The sequence below is a fragment of the Mesorhizobium huakuii genome (assembly GCF_014189455.1).
GTDB classification, from domain to species: domain Bacteria; phylum Pseudomonadota; class Alphaproteobacteria; order Rhizobiales; family Rhizobiaceae; genus Mesorhizobium; species Mesorhizobium huakuii_A.
Window position 1 is genome coordinate 6,804,286 of the sequence record NZ_CP050296.1, and the last position, 17,082, is coordinate 6,821,367.

Below are 17,082 nucleotides of genomic sequence, written 5' to 3' on the forward strand. Positions count from 1 at the left end.
GACGTGTCAACAGCCGAAACAGGGACAGGCCGAACGACGCGCCTTGGCGCCGTTCGGCCCGTCAGTTCAGGCTTGGGCTCGCGTCGGCGTGACGGCTGCGCGCGTGGCGCGCCAGCGCGCGAACATCTCCTCGCGAATCTGCCTCGAACCCGCGAGCCGATTCGTTGCTTCCGCCAGCACGGCAGGCGAAGCCTGGGCGGGCGTGCCCGACTGGAACGGAGGAGCCGGGGCATATTCGAGTGAGAGCTGCACCGTTTCGGCCTCGGCCTGGCCGAGAAGCCTGGCGACCAGGAGGAGGCCGAAATCGATCCCCGAGGTGACGCCGCCAGCAGTTATCAGGTTTCCGTCCTCGACAATGCGCTCGTTGACTGGAATGGCGCCGAACTCGGCGAGGAAATCATGCGCGTACCAATGCGTCGTCGCCCGCTTGCCTTTGAGCAGGCCGGCGGCACCGAGCACCAGGGCACCGCTGCATACCGAGGTGACATAGCGTGCCTGCACAGCCCGCTCCCGCACGAAATCGAGGACGGCGTGGTCCTCCAGCAGCGGGTTGACGCCGCCTCCACCCGGAATGCACAGCACATCGAGAGGCGGGCAATCGTCGAAGGTCGCCGTTGGGTTGAGCGACAGCCGCGTCGACGACATCACCGGATTGCGATCCTTCCAGATCAGTTCCACCTCGGCGCCCTTTGCCGATGCCAGGACTTCATAAGGGCCGGTGAGGTCGAGCTGCTGGACATTGGGGAAGACGAGGATGCCGAAACGAAGGGTCATGGAACTCTCCATAGGTTGACTCCAGCCAATCTAAGGCATCATGCTTTGGCACGATCGCCAATCACCCCTCGTTTCAAGCCAAATCGCAATGCGCCATATCGAAATCCTTGCCTATCCCGACATCCAGCTCCTCGATGTCAGCGGGCCGCTTCAGGTTTTCGCCAGCGCCAACGACTTCAGGACGCAGGCCGGTGAACCAGCTCCGTACGAGGTCGCGGTCGTCGCCGCCTCCCCGCGGATCAGAACGTCCGCCGGCCTCGTGCTCGAGACCGGGCGCTGCCGCCGCATGGGTCGAGGATCGACACGCTGATCGTGCCTGGCGGATGGGGCGTCAACGCGGCCTGCGAGGATCCCGAACTGATCCAATGGATAATCGGCCGCTCGCGAGACGCCACGCGAACGGCGTCCGTGTGCAGTGGCGCCATGCTTCTGGCGACGGCAGGACTGCTCGACGGCCGGCGTGCGGTTACCCACTGGGGACGGTGCGCCGAGTTCGCGCGGCGCTTTCCAGCGGTCCGCCTCGAACCCGACCCGATCTTCATCCGTGACGGCAATGTCTGGACGTCGGCAGGCGTGACGGCGGGCATAGATCTCGCCCTTTCCTTCGTCGAGGCAGACCTTGGCCGGCGCGTGGCGCTTGCGGTGGCGCGCGAGTTGGTGGTCTTCCTGAAACGACCCGGTGGCCAGGCGCAGTTCAGCCAGACGCTCAAGCTGCAGCAAGGCGACGAACGCTTCGACCGGCTGCATGGCTGGATTCAGGACAATCTGGACGGCGACCTTTCGCTGCCGAACCTGGCCGAGCGCGCCAATATGAGCCCGCGCAGTTTCTCCAGGCACTATCGGGAGGCAACGGGCCGCACACCTGCGCGCGCGATCGAGGAGATCCGGATCGAGGCGGCGCGACGGATGCTGGAACGAGGCCAGGCCGTCAACCAGACGGCCCGTCGCTGCGGCTTCGGATCGGAGGAGACGATGCGGCGCGGCTTTCTAAGAGCCCTCGGCACAAACCCGCGCGATTACCGCGAACGCTTCTGACGCAAAGGCGCTTACTCGCGGCGGGCGGCCCGAACCAGGTGGTCAGCGCGTCAGCCAGCCCGTCTTGGGTTCCAATCCCAACCCAGGCCACGTAGCCATCGGGCCGAATCAGCACGGCGGCCGGCGCGGCGACCGTCCCGAGGACCGGCAGTTCCCAGGTGCCGTCGTATCCAGCTTCGATCTGCAGGACCCGATCCGCCCAAGGCGCGATGTCCAGTCCGCCAGGTTCGCCGAGGTTGAGAAGTACCGGCCGGGCATCGTGCAGCAAGCTGAAGACCCGCAACGGGCCATTGCGAGTGACCAGATCGAGATCGGGCATTCGCCGCCCAAGCAGTGGATGTCCCTCGCCGAGGTCGTACCGGATGCCCAGACCGGACATCTCCGCGGCGATCCGTTTGCGCGGCTCATCCGTGCCGAGCAGCTCGGTAAAGATGTCGCCCAAGGCCTTGGTGCTGGCATCCATGCGACGAAGCGCAACCTGTGCCATCGCGTTGCGCAGCACGCGAGCGGCGATCGGATAGCGCTCGGCGTGATAGCTGTCGAGCAGGCTTTCCGGTGATGTCCGCTTGACCACCTGGGCCAGCTTCCATCCCAGATTGACCGCGTCCTGCACGCCGATATTGAGCCCCTGCCCGCCCATCGGAGGATGGATATGGGCGGCGTCGCCGGCCAGCAGGACACGTCTGTCGCGGTAAGCGGCAGCCTGCCGTGTCATGTCGGTGAAGCGGGAGAGCCAGGTTGGACTGTGGGCCCCGAAATCGGTGCCATAGACAGCGACAAGCGCCTCCCCGAGGTCGTCCAGCGTCGGTTCGCCGCCAATGGTCAGTTGCCTCTCGGTCAGCACGACACCCACCCGGCTGTCCTCGATCTTGCCTATCGCATGAATTCCGTGGACGTCGCTGCGAAAGCCCAATGCCGGTTCCCTAGACATTTCGACCTCGGCGATCATCCAGCTCATCGTCGGGTCCCATCCGGCGAACTCGATGCCCGCCGCCTTGCGGATCGTGCTGCGCCCTCCGTCGCAGCCGACGAGATATTGCGCCCTCAACCGTCGGCCGCCGGACAGATCCAGGTCGACACCGTCATCATGCTGCGTGAAGTCAGTGACGTCCTGTCCGCGATAGACCGGCACCCCCCAACTCGTTGATCCACTCGGCCAATGTCCGTTCGATATGGTTTTGCCGCAGCGCCAGCAGATAATTGTGCCGGCTGGGAAAGTCGCTGATATCCAAACGGATCATGTGAAAGCCGACGGTTTGGAAGCGCTGCCCCAGCGAGAGGAACCGGTCGGCAATTCCGCGCTGATCGAGAATTTCGATGGTGCGTGCGTGCAGGCCACCCGCGCGCAAGCCGATTAACTGCTGGTCCGGGCGCCGCTCGACAATGGCGACGTCGATGCCCGCCAGAGCGAGTTCGCCGGCCAGCATCAACCCTGTCGGACCAGCCCCCGCGATCACCACTGCATGATCAAAAATCATTAATCGTCACTCCCGTTTCGCGCCTGATCTGCGTGGTTTCTACGGGAGGAGCTGGGTCTTGCCGCAAGCCCCTTGTGCGCCATATGTACGAAATGGAAGGGGTGCTCTCCTGCGCGGATCGCTTTGAACGGCCGACAGCCGTGGATCGAAGACGGGAGCCCGGATTGCCTGCAGGCAAAAAATCAGAGTCCTTCGTGCCTTGGCACGAAGTTCTGATGTCTGTTTGGAAGAAGGGGGCCGGTCGGCGTTTGGCAGCGGTACGAGGAGGCCACTATGTGCCAGCGCCGGCCGGCCGACCCCACGGACCCAGGAGATGCGGCGGACCTGAGCATCATGGGGTATTTCTAGGGATCGAGCCGGCTATGTATCCTCGTGCCGGCTTCGTCTTGGCCTGCACATTTGCGCAAGAGCTTATGAAAATCAACAGTTTCTTAACCAAGGCTCGCGAATCGCTTGGATTAAGGTAAATGGCTAACCTTGTTGGATTGACCGTACAATCGGCCGCAGGCGGCTACGCCGCCTTCGCAACCACACGGTTGCGGCCGCCGCTCTTGGCTTCATAAAGCGCGAGATCGGCGCGCTTCATCAGCGCCGCCACCGTATCCACGCCTTTCAGCACCGACGACACGCCGACGCTGACGGTGACCTCGATCGTCTTGCCGTCGGCGCCGATGGCGAAAGGCTTCTGGGCGATTTCGGCGCGGATGCGTTCGGCCACTTTCTCGGCCACGGCGCCATCGGTGTCCGGCATGACTACGACGAACTCCTCGCCGCCGAACCGGCAGGCAAGGTCGATACCCCTGACATTCTTGCGCAGCCGCCGCGCGAATTCCCGTAGCACCTCGTCGCCGCCATCATGGCCATGCGCGTCATTGATCGACTTGAAGCGGTCGAGATCGGTGATCATCACCGACAGCGGCCGGCGCCGCGCCACGGCGCGGTCGAACAGCGTCTGCAGATGGCTGTCGAGATAGCGGCGGTTGTGCAGTCCGGTCAGGCCGTCGGTCACCGCCATTTCGATGGTCTGGGTGACACTGGCGCGCAATTGGTCGTTGTAGCGCTTGCGGCGCACCTGGGTGCGCAGCCGCGCCGTCAGCTCCTGCTGGTCGATCGGCCGCATCAGATAGTCGTTGATGCCGAGTTCGAGGCCGCGGATGATGCGCTCCTCCTCGCCCTCCTCCGCCAAGAGGATGATCGGCACGAAACGCGTGCGGTCAAGCGAGCGCAACTGCGAGCAGAGCCTCAGCGGATCGAAATCGGCGAAGGCCGTCGAGATCATCACGCATTCATAGGATGTCTCGGCCGCCTGGAAGAACCCGGCATGCGGATCGCCGTTGACATCAAGATCGGCGCGGTCGCGCAGCATTTTCTGGATGCGCTCGACCGACGATTTGCGCTCGTCGATCAACAGCACTTTCGGAATCGTGTCCTCGGACGCGAAATTGCGGCTGAGCAGTTCCTCGATGCCGATGTTGCGCGTCGTCGAGGCGCGCAGCCTGAGCTCGTCGGTGAGAGACTTCAGCCGGACCAGGCTCTTGACGCGCGTCATCAGCTGCAGGTCGTTGACCGGCTTGGTAAGGAAATCGTCAGCACCAGCTTCCAGCCCGCGCACGCGGTCGGACACTTGGTCGAGCGCGGTGATCATCACCACCGGAATATGCGACGTCGCCGGATCGCTCTTCAGCCGCCGGCAGACCTCGAACCCGTCCATGTCGGGCATCATCACGTCGAGCAGCACGACATCGACCTTGCCGTTTTCGCAGGTCTCGATCGCGTCAGGCCCGTTGGTGGCGGTCAGCACCTCGAAATATTCGGCCAGCAGCCGAACCTCCAGCAGCCTCACATTGGCAGGGATGTCGTCGACGACGAGGATCCGCGCGGTCATTTCACAAGGCTCCGGCTCGGCTGGAATGGCACATCAGGCATCGCCCAGGTAGGATTTGATGGTTTCGATGAAACGCGGCACCGAAATCGGCTTCGAAATATAGGCTTCGCAACCGCCCTGGCGGATGCGCTCCTCGTCGCCCTTCATGGCGAAGGCGGTCACCGCGATGACCGGAATGACGTGCAGATCGTCATCTTCCTTCAGCCATTTGGTCACTTCCAGGCCCGACACTTCGGGCAGTTGGATGTCCATCAGGATGAGATCGGGCCGGTGCTTGCGCGCCAGATCCAGCGCCTCGAGCCCGTTGCGGGTGCGCACCGTCTCGTAGCCGCTTGCTTCGATGAGGTCCCGAAAGAGCTTCATATTGAGCTCATTGTCCTCGACGATCATGACCTTCTTAGGCATCGACATCCCGTCCCGGCCGTCCCTCCGCTCGAAGGTGACCGTCATGCGCCCCTGGTTGAACGCACCAAACCCTGCTTCACTATACGGCAATATGATTGACGAAACGGAAACCTTCGGGCTGCAAAGCAGCGCGAATTCCACCTCGCCTGCCTGCGCGTCCAAACGGCGCGCCGCGCTGTAAAGGCTTGCCGCAAGCAACTCTTGCCATTACTGCGGAAGAGACTCATTCCACATACCGAAGGTAGTGATGGCAAACGCGGCGTCAATGCGCGAAGAGGCGGAAACCCTTGCCGTGAAGGCGCTGGGCTTCGTCGCCTCCGATCCGGAGCTGTTGCCGCGCTTTCTGGCGATCACCGGAATAGAGGCGCATTCGATCCGCAAGGCCGCCGGCGAGCCGGGGTTTTTGGCCGGCGTGCTGCAGTTCATCCTCGCCCACGAGCCGACCCTGATGCGCTTTGCCGAGGAGACCGGCACGCCGCCCGCCGCCGTCGGCAAGGCGTTGCGCGCCCTGCCGCTCGGCGACGACAACCATGAGCATTCCATATGAGCGATGATCCGGAGACCGCGCGCCAGATCGAGGAACTTTCGGCCGACGACCGGCCGCTGCTGGTGCTCGACGTCGACGACGTCGTGCTCGAATTCATCCGCCCCTTCCCGCATTTCCTGAAATCGCGCGGCTATGGCCTGACGCTGGCCTCCTTCCGGCTGACCGGCAACATTGCCGAAACGGCCAGCGGCCGGCTGATCGAACAGCCCGAAGTCACGGCACTCCTGGGCGATTTCTTCGACGCGCAAGCCGATTGGCAAAGCATCACCGACGGTGCCGCGGAAGCCTTGGCAAGGCTTGGCGACCGCGCGGAAATCATCTTGCTGACGGCCATGCCGCACCGGCATCGCGCCGTGCGTCGCGCCCATCTCGATGCGCTGGGTCTAAACTATCCGCTTCTGACCACCGAAATGGCCAAGGGACCGGCCGTGGCCAGGCTGCGTGGCAAGAACGGCAGGCCTGTGGTCTTCGTCGACGATCAGCCGCACAATCTGGCATCGGTGCGGGAGAAGGTCGCCGAAGCCAGTCTTTTCCACCTGATGGCCGACAATTCGCTGCGGGCGTTCCTGCCGACGGTCCCGGACGATGTCATCGTCGTCCAGGACTGGCACGAAGCCGCGCCCAAGATCGCGGGCGCGCTGGGGCTCTAAAGCAATTCCAGGAAAAGTGTGAAACGGTTTTCCCGGGAAAAGCGCGTAGCGCTTTCCCTTGGGAATTGGAGTGCGCCCCTCGGAGCGGACAGGATCAAGCGGCAGTTTTGACCATCTTCCGGGCGTGTTGGTCTTCGAACTGTTGCGGGCTGAGATAGCCGAGCGCTGAATGCAATCGGCGGGTGTTGTAGACCTCATCAATGAAGCGGGGAAGGTCCTCAGCGACGTCGGTGAAGGTTTCATAGGCCATCGGATAGATGGCTTCGACCTTCATCGTCTTCATGAAGCTTTCCGCTTTGGCATTATCGTAGGGATTGCCGCGCCGACCCATCGATCCAATAAGATCGTGCTCGGCGAGAAGATTGCGATAGAGGAGCGCGGCATATTGCGCCCCTCGATCCGAGTGATGGACGCAGCCCGGCGGCGGCTTTCGCCGTTCGATTGCCGCCTTCAATGCTGCAACGGTCAAGCGCGCGTCGATCGAACGGCCGATGGCGTAACCAACGACCTTGCGGGACCAGGCATCCAAGATGACCGCGACGTAGACGAAGCCTGCCGCAATCGCCACGTAGGTTATGTCGCTTACCCAAAGCCGGTTCGGGCCATCGAGTGTCACGTCCTTCGCCAGGTTCGGGAAGATCGGCAATTCATGATTGCTGTCCGTGGTGGCGATGAAGCGTCGCCTGATCCTGGGCTGCAGATCATGCTCGCGCATCAATCGTCTGATCTTCTTGTGGTTCACGACAATGCCGCTCTGCCGCAGCGCCGCCTGCATGCGGCGATAGCCGTAGGCTTCGAAGCTGTCGGAGATCTCACCCATCGTCTCGACGAGCGCTGTGTCATCCACGGCGGTTTCGGGCTGATCGTAGTAGGTTGATCGCGCGATCCCCATCAGCCGGCATCCTTCAGCGATGGAGACACCGCGGGGCCGGTGATCACGGATGTAGGCCCGCTTCTGGGACGTGGTGCGCTTTTCAGAGCCCCCTTTAGAAACTCGATTTCCAAGGCTTGCCGGCCTACCAGCCGCTCCAGCGCGGCGATCCGAGCCTCATAGGTCTGCATCGTCTCGGCCGCCGCTACATCCTCGTCGAAGGCGCCGGCCTCGTATTTCTGGACCCAGATACGGATCAGGTTACGCGCTAGTTCGTGCCGCCTGGCCAGACCATGAAGCGTCTCGCCGGAGAGGAACTCTTGCACTACCTGACGTTTGAACTCGATGCTGTGCGCGCGATGTGCAGTCATGGCTTCCATCTTTCGAAAGCCCGGCTTCCAAGTCAATTCTGCTTAGTCAAGCTGTCCGCTCCGAAGGGCGCATTCCAAATTGCGTCAAAACTTAGAGCCGAACCCTCAAGGGTTCAGCTTCGCACCGGCCCCGCCATTATCGCCGCCGCCACTATTAGCGCCGCCGCCGCTATTGGCGCCACCGCCATCAGCGCCGCCGCTGCTGTCGTCCGCGCCGTCACCATCGTCGACGCTGTCGTCCACCGCCGGATCGGCGGGCTTCAGCATGACGCCATTGACGGTGACCGAGCCATCAGCCTTGGTGCTGACAGCCCATTCCAGCCGGCCGTCCGGCAGTGTCTTGGCAAAGCCCTTGGCCATGAGGGCGACAGGCACGTATTGCCCGACCTCCGGCTCCGCCTTCGCCGCTTCCTGCAGATGCGCCATGATCTTGTCGAAACCGGCGACATCGACAGTGAGATTGGCGTCGGGCTTTTGGCCGAAGCTTGTCATCTCGCCTTCCAGCGCGATCTCCATATCCTTGTTCTTCACGGTGCTGTGGCCGATGACGACCTTCGGCGCCTTGGCCAGGAAGTCGGCCTTGAGCTGGTCGCCGAACTCGGGCGACAGCGGCGGATCCTGATTGAGATCAAAGGCTTCGATCGCCTTCTTCGCCATGCTGTCGAGATCGATATTGGCGCCGCCGAAGTTGAGGTCGATATCGGTGGGCAGCAGCGCGACGCTCCAGCTCGGCAAAAGCTGCTGCGGTACGGTCAGCCCCGACGCCTTGATGCCGTAGGTGACCTTGCCGCTCTGGGAAACGCCGTCGCTGCCGAACGCGGTGCTGAGCTGGGTCGCCCCGAAAGTGCCGATCGGGCTGTCAACCGCGAAATCCTTGAAGCCATAGGTGCCGTCGATGCGCTCCCCACACTGGAAGCGCGGCGAGCAGAAGCGACTTCAGCTGCGCCTGGTTTGCCTTCAGCGTCTTCTCGTCCTCATTGGCCACGGCAAATGCCAGGAGGTCGAGCAGCGGCCTGGTCTGCACGCCCTTGCCGCTGGCTTCCACCGACAATTCCGGCGACTTCACGGTGACCGGAAAATTCAGCCCGTTCTCGGGATCATTCAATTTTATCGTTTCGACGAAATTCGAAACTTTCTGCGACGTGGTGAAATCGACGCCGCCATTGGCAGCCTTGGTGGCGGCGATGGTCGCGGTGCCGGCGCCAGCGCTGGCTTCCATCTGCTGCTTGGCCTCCTTCGATGCGATCGTCATGCCCGCCATCGAACTGGCGCCGCTGATGAAGGCAGCCAGTTTGGGGTCGTAGACGCCGGAACCCTTGCCGTCCTTGATCGAAAACTGCGTGCTTTGCAGCCCCTCGGGTCCGTTGAACTCGAAGGATCCGCTCTGCGAAAAATCCATCGAGACATCCCAGGTCCCGTCGCTGCGCGGCTTGACCAGCAGGGCGTAGGGCGCGAAGTCGAATTTCACCTTTCCCTCTGCGGGAACCGTCGCGGCAAGCGCCTGGAGATCGAACACGATCTTGTAGGCGTCGCCTTCGACCGAAACCTTCAGAATGCCCTTGTCGAGCGCCTGCTTGCCGACATAGCGGGACAGATCATCGGACAATTGCTTCGCCCCCTGGCTGTCGACGGTCTGACCGAAAGCGGGCGCGCAGAACAGAAGCGCGGTAAAGGCAACTGGCAGCATACGGTTCACGGCAATTCTCCGTTGGGTCGAAAGGCAAAAATCGTTTCGTACTTCTGGTAGGGAAATACCATCACAACTGCAAGATGATGACAGTCAGGCAATCGGCCTCAGCACCAGCCGCATCAGCGGCCGGCCCGCCTTGCGTTCCACCAGCCGCTCGAAACCGGCCTTCTCAAACACGCCCGACGAGCCGACGAACAGGCCGATCGAGCGCGAATCGCGCGACAGGTCGATCGGGCAGGCCTCGACAAGCCGTGCCCCGTTGCTGCGGGCGAAATCGATACCGCCTTCGACGAGGCGATGCGTGATGCCTCGGCCCCGTGCCTTGGCGCGGATGAAGAAGCAGGAGATCGCCCAAACGGCCGGATCGGAAGCGTCGGCGGGGTCGATCGGCGCCGAGCCCCTGCCCTTGTTGTTCCATTCGGGCACGTCGGCGCGCGGCCCGATCTGCATCCAGCCGACCGCCTTGCCGTCCTCGAAGGCCAGCAGGCCGGGCGGCGGGCCGGCTTCGATGCGCGCCCTGATATGGTCCTTGTTGCGTTCGCGGCTGCTCTCGCGCCGCGCCGCCGGCGCCAGCCGGAAATGCGTGCACCAGCAGCCGTAGCAGGCGCCCTGCTTGCCGAAAAGGTCCTCGAAATCAGGCCAGAGCTCAGGCGCCAGCGGCGCTATGGTCGTGCTCATACGGTTCTCCCCAGGCCAAGCTTGTCGCTGGCCCTGCACTGTCGTACCATTGCCTCTGTTCTCTTTATGTTCGCAGTGATGGCGGCCCCTGTCAACAATCCCGATCACGGTTTTTGCCGTGACTGCCTGACGTTTCAGCGCAGTGAAACGCGCCGCTGCGAGCGCTGCGGCAGCCCTCGCCTTGCCCGCCATCCTGAGCTTTACCGGCTGCACCTAGCCCATATCGATTGCGACGCCTTCTACGCGGCGATCGAAAAGCGCGACAACCCTGCGCTCAAGGACAAGCCGCTGATCATTGGCGGCGGCAAACGCGGCGTGGTTTCCACCGCATGCTACATCGCCCGCATCCGGGGCGTGCGCTCGGCCATGCCGATGTTCAAGGCGCTCGAGGCCTGCCCCGAGGCAGTCGTGATCCCGCCCAACATGGAAAAATATGTGCGTGTCGGCCGCGAGGTGCGCGCCATGATGCAGGCGCTGACGCCACTGGTCGAGCCGCTGTCGATCGACGAGGCGTTTCTCGACCTCGCCGGCACCGAACGATTGCACGGCCTGCCGCCGGCAGTGGTGCTGGCGCGCTTTGCACTGGCCGTCGAGAAGGAGATCGGCATCACCGTTTCGGCCGGCCTCTCCTATTGCAAATTCCTCGCCAAGATCGCGTCCGATTTCCGCAAGCCGCGCGGCTTCTCGGTCATCGGCGAGGCCGAGGCGGTCGGCTTCCTGGCGACGCAGCCGGTGACCATGATCTGGGGCGTCGGCAAGGCGTTCAACGCCACGCTGGAACGCGACGGCATCCGCACCATCGGCCAGCTTCAGACGATGGAGCGTGGCGACCTGATGCGCCGCTATGGCACAATGGGCGACCGGCTCTACCGACTTTCGCGTGGGGGAGGACGTCCGCCGCGTCGATCCCGACCAGGACGCCAAGAGCGTGTCGGCCGAAACCACATTCGACACTGACATCGCGTCTCTGGAGGAACTGGTCTCGGTGCTAAGGGGCCTTTCGGAAAAAGTTTCGGCCCGGCTGAAAAAATCTGGCATTGCCGGACGCACCGTGGTGCTGAAACTGAAGACCCAGGATTTCAAGCTGCGCACGCGCAACCGCCAACTCGGCGACCCGACCCGGCTCGCCGACCGTATCTTTCAGACCGGAGTGGAGCTCCTTCGCAAGGAAACGGACGGAACGAAATTTCGATTGCTCGGCATTGGCGTCAGCGACCTCTCCGACGACGACAAGGCCGATCCGCCGGATCTGGTCGACGTGCAGTCACGCAAGCGCGCCATGGCCGAAGGCGCTATCGATGCGCTGCGCGACAAGTTCGGCCGCAAGGCGGTGGAAACCGGCTATACCTTTGGCAGGGGCCGCGATGCCCACCCGCCGGAGCCTCTGGAGGACTGAGCGATCAGGTGCGTGTCAAATCTATGCGGCTCGTCACCACGCTCTTGCCGGTTTTCGGATCGGTATCCGTGACCGTCAGCCGGATGCCGTTCTCGCCGCGCTTCTCGACCGTCATCCGCGCCGTGCGATCACCATTGACCTCCTTCGCCCAGCGTATGCCAAGATTGATAGCATTGCCCGACCGGCTGCCGTCCAGCTGCGCCGGCCCGGTGCGAGATCCGACATAGACGCCGCTGTATTTCGCACCTGTGACCTTCAGATTGGCGCTGATGGCCCGTGACACCACAACGAGACCGCGGCAATTGCCATCCAGGGAGAGCGAGGTTGAGGTCGCGTTCGACTTGAAGCTGCAGGAAACACTGACGTTCGGCACGTCCGTGGTCACCTGGACAGTGCCCTTGCCGGCGAAATTGCCCTTGAACGACTGGAGAAATTTGGTCTCGTCGGCATGAGCCGCGCCCGCGGCTATCGCCAGGCAGCCAGCAAGCGCGACTTGCGCGAATGGTCTCATGAAACTCTCCTTGTCGATATTGAAAGGCGGGTTTGCAAAGCAGGGACAAAATATCGAGACTCAACGCCCATGGCCGTATCGGGTTCCGCCCGCGACTGTTTTGCAACGCCATCGCTGCGACTGGCCCAGAAGAATGGAACGACTAGCGATTGCGGCAAAAGCCCCGGCCTGCGAGATAGCTGCCATGGCACCCACCCCTTCGATCCCCAAGGCCGCGTTCTGGATGGCGCTGTCGATTACCTCGTTTCTGGGGATGTCGATCGCCGGCCGCGCCACGACAGCCGAACTCAACGTCTTCCAGGTGCTGGAACTGCGCTCGGTGATCGGTTTCTTCATTCTGCTGCCGCTGGTTATGACGAGCGGCGGCTTTGCGGCGATGCGCACACAGCGTCCCGTTGCCCATATCGCCCGCAATGTGATCCACTATAGCGGCCAGGCGGCCTGGCTTTATGCACTGACACTGATCCCGCTGGCGGTGCTGATCTCGATCGAATTCACCACGCCGACCTGGACCGCAATCCTGGCGGTGACGTTTCTCGGCGAAAGGCTGAGCCGGCCGAAACTGGCGGCAGTCGTGCTCGGGCTGATCGGCGTGGTGGTCATCGTTCGCCCCGGTGTCGGCTCGGTCGATCCGGGACATCTCGTCGTGCTCGGTGCCGCGGTCTGCTTCGGCATCTCGCTAGTCATGGTCAAGTCGCTGACGCGAACGGACAGCGTCGTGCGCATCATCTTCTGGATGCTGATCATCCAGTCGGCGCTCGGCCTCATCCCCGCTCTCTATATGTGGCGCACCCCATCGCTTGAACTGTGGCCATGGATCCTTCTGATTGCCTTCACCGGCATGTCGTCGCATTTCTCCATGGCCCGCGCGCTCGGCTATGCCGACGCCACCGTCATTTCGCCGATGGATTTCCTGCGCGTACCGCTGTCGGCTCTGATCGGCTGGCTGCTTTACCACGAGCAGATCGACGCGTTCACCGCCGGCGGCGCGCTACTTATCCTGATGGGCAATCTGCTCAATCTGCAGCGCAAGCCGGCACAGGCGGCCGAAGTGGCGGCATCGTAACGCTGCCGCTGCTCAGTTTCCCTCGTCGGGTATGTTGAGAACATGCCCGCAGGCCTTGCAGTGCCAAAGCTGCCGTCCGCGCGTCCATGGCCCTCCAGCCATCAGCGAATCGGCTCTAGACCAGTTCCACTTCGACCACGCCGGGCACGGCGCGCATCGCCGAGGCGATCTGCGGCGAGACGCGGTAGCCGCCCTGCAAGGCGATCTCGACCTCGCCCTGCGCCTCTTCCTTGATCACGATAATGCTCACCTGGCTTTCGCCACGCTGGGTGAGCTGGGACTGGATCATCGAGGCCGGTCCGTCGTTCCTGACGAAAATGCGCAGCGCCTTCTGGATGCGGCTTGCCTCGTCCTCCAGCGATTGCACGGAGTTGATGCGCAAATTGACGCCCTCGGGCCTGTCCTCCGCCGCGACCGTGATGACGACGGAGCGGCCGGCTTCCAGGAGGTCGCGGTACTGGGCCAATGCTTCGGAGAACAGCACGGCCTCGTACTGGCCGGAGGTGTCGGAAAACGCCACCACGCCCATCTTGTTGCCGGTGCGCGTCTTGCGCTCCTGCTTGCTAGTCACGGTACCGGCCAGGCGACCGGCGGAAGCGCCGCGTTTGACGGCGGCCGAGAACTCCGCCCAGTTCTGCACCCGCATCTTCTGCAAAGCCGCCTTGTATTCATCGAGCGGATGGGCCGAGAGATAGAAGCCGACGACCTGGAATTCGCGGTGCAGCCGATCCGCGGCGAGCCATGGATCCGTCGCCGGCAGGTTGAGCGCCTGCGACTGTGCGCCCAGCGAGGCGCCGAAAATATCGGCCTGGCCGGAAACGGCATTCTGCTGGGCGAGCGAAGCCAGCCCCATCATCCGTTCGACACCGGCCATCATCTGGGCGCGGTCATGGCCGAAACAGTCGAGCGCGCCGGCCATGATCAGGCTTTCGAAGACCCGCTTGCCGACGATCTTGGGATCGACCCGCTCGCAGAAATCGGCGAGATTCTTGAACGGCTTTTCGCCACGCACCGCAACGATGTGCTCGACCGCCGCATCGCCGACACCTTTCAGCGCCGCCATCGAATAATAGATGCGGTTCTCACCGACCTCGAAAGGCCGGAAGCTGGTCATCACCGACGGCGCCAGCACCTCAATGCCGAGGCGCAGCGCATCCTGGCGGAAGTCGGCGAGCTTGTCGGTGTTACCCATATCGAGCGTCATCGACGCCGCCAGGAACTCGACCGGATAATGCGCCTTGAGATAGGCGGTCTGGTAGGAAACGACGGCGTAGGCGGCGGCGTGCGACTTGTTGAAACCATAGTCGGCGAATTTGGCCAGCAGGTCGAAAATGAAGTCGGCTTGCGGCTTGCTGACGCCGCGCTCGACCGCACCGGTGACGAAGCGCTCGCGCTGCTTGTCCATCTCGGCGCGGATCTTCTTGCCCATGGCGCGGCGCAGAAGATCGGCTTCGCCGAGCGAATAGCCGGACAGCTCTTGCGCGATCTGCATCACCTGTTCCTGGTAAACGATGACGCCCTGCGTCTCCTTCACCAGATGGTCGATCTTGGGATGGATCGACGCCATCTCCTCCTCGCCATGCTTTCTGGCGTTGTAGGTCGGGATGTTCTCCATTGGGCCCGGACGGTACAGTGCGACAAGCGCGATGATGTCCTCGATGCAGTCGGGCCGCATGCCGATCAGCGCCTTGCGCATGCCGGCACTTTCCACCTGGAACACGCCGACCACTTCGCCGCGCGAGAGCATGGCGTATGTGTCGGGATCGTCGAGCGGGATCGTGGCCAGATCGATGTCGATGCCACGGCGGCGGATCAGCTTTACCGCCGTCTCCAGCACGGTCAGCGTCTTCAGGCCGAGGAAGTCGAACTTCACCAGGCCGGCCTGCTCGACATATTTCATGTTGAACTGGGTGACCGGCATGTCCGAGCGCGGATCGCGGTACATCGGCACCAGCTCCGACAAAGGCCGGTCGCCGATGACGATGCCGGCGGCGTGCGTCGAGGCGTGGCGGTAAAGGCCCTCGAGTTTCTGCGCCATGTCGAGCAGCGTCTGGACGATCGGCTCCTTCTCGGCCTCCTCGGCAAAGCGCGGCTCGTTGGCGATGGCGTCGGCAAGCTTGACCGGATTGGCCGGGTTCTGTGGCACCATCTTGGACAGCTTGTCGACCTGGCCATAGGGCATCTGCAGCACGCGGCCGACGTCGCGCAGCACGGCGCGGGCCTGCAGGGTACCGAAGGTGATGATCTGGCCGACCTGGTCACGGCCGTATTTCTGCTGGACGTAACGGATCACCTCTTCGCGGCGATCCTGGCAGAAGTCGATGTCGAAGTCGGGCATCGACACGCGGTCCGGATTGAGGAAACGCTCGAACAGCAGGGAGAAGCGCAGCGGATCGATATCGGTGATGGTCGTCGAATAGGCGACCAGCGATCCGGCGCCCGAACCACGGCCCGGTCCGACCGGAATGCCTTGCGCCTTGGCCCATTTGATGAAGTCGGCAACGATCAGGAAGTAGCCCGGAAATTTCATCTTCTCGATGATGCCGAGCTCGAATTCGAGCCGTTCGCGATATTGCTCGACCGTGTAGCCCGGCGTTGGTCCGTGCAAAGCGAGCCGCGCGTCGAGCCCCTCGCGCGCCTGGCGGGCGAGTTCCGCGGCCTCGGCCTTTTCGGCCGCATCCTTGTCGGAGGCATCGCCGCCGGTGAAGCGCGGCAGGATCGGGCTGCGGGTCTTTGGATAGTAGGAGCAACGCAGTGCAATCTCGACCGTGTTGTCGATCGCTTCCGGCAGGTCGGCGAACAGCTTTGCCATGTCGGCCTGGCTGCGCAGGAAATTGTCCGGCGACAGTCGCCGGCGAGTGTCGACGGCGACGACGGAGCCCTCGGCGATGGCGATCAGCGCGTCATGCGCCTCATAATCATCGCGCGAGGAGAAAAACGCCTCATTGGTGGCAACGAGCGGAAGTTCATGCGCGTAGGCGAGATCGATTGTCTGATGTTCGATGACCCGGTCGTAACCGGCAACCCGGTCCAATTCGACATAGAGCCGGTCGCCAAACAGCGCCTTCAGCGTCAAAAGCCGCACCTCGGCCAGATCGCGGCGATCCTCCTTCAAGGCGTTGCCGATCGGGCCGCGCGGCCCGCCGCTGAGGCAGATCAGCCCATCGGCCTTGCCCTCCAGCATCTCGGTTGTCAGGTGCACCGCCTCGCCGGGCGGTGTTTCCAGATAGACGCGGCTTACCAGCCTGACCAGGTTGGAATAGCCGGCTTCGGTCGCGGCGAGCAGCACGACCGGCCGCATCTCCGGGCCCTGCCGGCGGCGGTCGCGCTGGCCGTCGCTGTTTTCACCGGAAAAAGCGAGTGCGGTCTGGCAGCCGATGATCGGCTGGATGCCGTCCTTCACTGCCTTCTGTGCGAACTCCAACGCACCGAACAAATTGTTAGTGTCGGTGACGGCGATCGCCGGGGCTTCGTCCTTGACGGCGTGACCGACGATCTTGCCGAGCTGAAGCGCGCCCTCGAGCAGCGAATAGGCCGAATGCACGCGCAGATGCACGAACGGCCGCGCCGGCGTCTCCGGCCGCGCGGCGGCAATCGCGGCTTCGCGCTTCAGTGGGTCGCGTGGAAGTCTGTTATCCGCCATGGTTTCTCGCGCAGTCGAAGGCTTTGAGTCGATGGAGATGTATTGTCCGGGACCTGGCGATACCAGTCCAGCACAAACGACC

Annotated in this window: 13 protein-coding genes and 3 pseudogenes; 5 read left to right on the plus strand and 11 right to left on the minus strand. The window is 63.1% G+C overall.

Going from position 1 to position 17,082, the window contains the following annotated elements; genetic code table 11:
* Positions 1–66: 66 nt before the first annotated feature.
* The gene (locus HB778_RS33305) at positions 67–774 is read right to left on the minus strand and encodes a DJ-1/PfpI family protein (RefSeq protein ID WP_183460042.1); all 708 of its coding nucleotides are present in this window, start codon (positions 772–774) and stop codon (positions 67–69) included.
* Positions 775–862: 88 nt separating this feature from the next.
* On the opposite strand from HB778_RS33305, the pseudogene HB778_RS33310 reads away from it, so the two are divergent.
* A pseudogene (locus HB778_RS33310) lies at positions 863–1,809 on the plus strand (GlxA family transcriptional regulator).
* 19 nt (positions 1,810–1,828) lie between these two features.
* Here the strand turns inward: HB778_RS33310 and HB778_RS33315 are convergent.
* The 3 genes and pseudogenes from HB778_RS33315 to HB778_RS33325 all read right to left on the minus strand — a co-directional run.
* Positions 1,829–3,287 (minus strand): annotated as a pseudogene (locus HB778_RS33315) (FAD-dependent monooxygenase); the annotation flags it as partial.
* 511 nt (positions 3,288–3,798) lie between these two features.
* Positions 3,799–5,172, minus strand: a complete 1,374-nt coding sequence (locus HB778_RS33320; RefSeq protein ID WP_095200015.1) for a PleD family two-component system response regulator — start codon at positions 5,170–5,172, stop codon at positions 3,799–3,801.
* Positions 5,173–5,205: 33 nt separating this feature from the next.
* Positions 5,206–5,622, minus strand: coding sequence for a response regulator (locus HB778_RS33325; protein WP_432421222.1), 417 nt, complete (start codon positions 5,620–5,622; stop codon positions 5,206–5,208).
* 202 nt (positions 5,623–5,824) lie between these two features.
* Between HB778_RS33325 and HB778_RS33330 the strand changes: the two genes are divergently transcribed.
* Both HB778_RS33330 and HB778_RS33335 read left to right on the plus strand, forming a co-directional pair.
* The gene (locus HB778_RS33330) at positions 5,825–6,124 is read left to right on the plus strand and encodes a DUF3572 domain-containing protein (protein ID WP_095200014.1); all 300 of its coding nucleotides are present in this window, start codon (positions 5,825–5,827) and stop codon (positions 6,122–6,124) included.
* On the plus strand, positions 6,121–6,774 hold the full coding sequence (locus HB778_RS33335) for a hypothetical protein (RefSeq protein WP_183460043.1): 654 nt from the start codon (positions 6,121–6,123) through the stop codon (positions 6,772–6,774). The genes HB778_RS33330 and HB778_RS33335 overlap by 4 nt, the downstream gene beginning before the upstream one ends.
* Positions 6,775–6,868: 94 nt before the next feature.
* Here HB778_RS33335 and HB778_RS33340 read toward each other — a convergent pair whose 3' ends face one another.
* The 5 genes from HB778_RS33340 to HB778_RS33355 all read right to left on the minus strand — a co-directional run bounded on the left by HB778_RS33340 (position 6,869) and on the right by HB778_RS33355 (position 10,384).
* On the minus strand, positions 6,869–7,717 hold the full coding sequence (locus HB778_RS33340) for an IS3 family transposase (RefSeq protein WP_183465006.1): 849 nt from the start codon (positions 7,715–7,717) through the stop codon (positions 6,869–6,871).
* Positions 7,666–8,016: a transposase gene (locus HB778_RS33345; RefSeq protein WP_183460044.1), complete on the minus strand. Its 351-nt coding sequence runs from the start codon at positions 8,014–8,016 to the stop codon at positions 7,666–7,668. The genes HB778_RS33340 and HB778_RS33345 overlap by 52 nt, the downstream gene beginning before the upstream one ends.
* 105 nt (positions 8,017–8,121) lie before the next feature.
* Positions 8,122–8,751: a hypothetical protein gene (locus tag HB778_RS41955; protein WP_244661727.1), complete on the minus strand. Its 630-nt coding sequence runs from the start codon at positions 8,749–8,751 to the stop codon at positions 8,122–8,124.
* A gap of 124 nt (positions 8,752–8,875) precedes the next feature.
* Entirely contained in the window at positions 8,876–9,712 is an 837-nt protein-coding gene (locus HB778_RS41960; protein WP_244661728.1) for a hypothetical protein, read from the minus strand.
* Positions 9,713–9,796: 84 nt separating this feature from the next.
* Entirely contained in the window at positions 9,797–10,384 is a 588-nt protein-coding gene (locus HB778_RS33355) for a GNAT family N-acetyltransferase (protein ID WP_183460046.1), read from the minus strand.
* Positions 10,385–10,450: 66 nt separating this feature from the next.
* Between HB778_RS33355 and HB778_RS33360 the strand changes: the two are divergent.
* A pseudogene (locus HB778_RS33360) lies at positions 10,451–11,780 on the plus strand (DNA polymerase IV).
* 4 nt (positions 11,781–11,784) lie between these two features.
* On the opposite strand, the gene HB778_RS33365 reads toward HB778_RS33360, so the two are convergent.
* On the minus strand, positions 11,785–12,291 hold the full coding sequence (locus HB778_RS33365; RefSeq protein ID WP_183460047.1) for a hypothetical protein: 507 nt from the start codon (positions 12,289–12,291) through the stop codon (positions 11,785–11,787).
* 184 nt (positions 12,292–12,475) lie between these two features.
* Here HB778_RS33365 and HB778_RS33370 point away from each other — a divergent pair, with 184 nt between their 5' ends.
* Positions 12,476–13,357: a DMT family transporter gene (locus HB778_RS33370; protein ID WP_183460049.1), complete on the plus strand. Its 882-nt coding sequence runs from the start codon at positions 12,476–12,478 to the stop codon at positions 13,355–13,357.
* 115 nt (positions 13,358–13,472) lie between these two features.
* Here HB778_RS33370 and dnaE read toward each other — a convergent pair whose 3' ends face one another.
* Complete coding sequence (dnaE, locus tag HB778_RS33375) at positions 13,473–17,000, minus strand: DNA polymerase III subunit alpha (RefSeq protein ID WP_183460051.1); 3,528 nt, start codon at positions 16,998–17,000, stop codon at positions 13,473–13,475.
* Positions 17,001–17,082 lie beyond the last annotated feature (82 nt).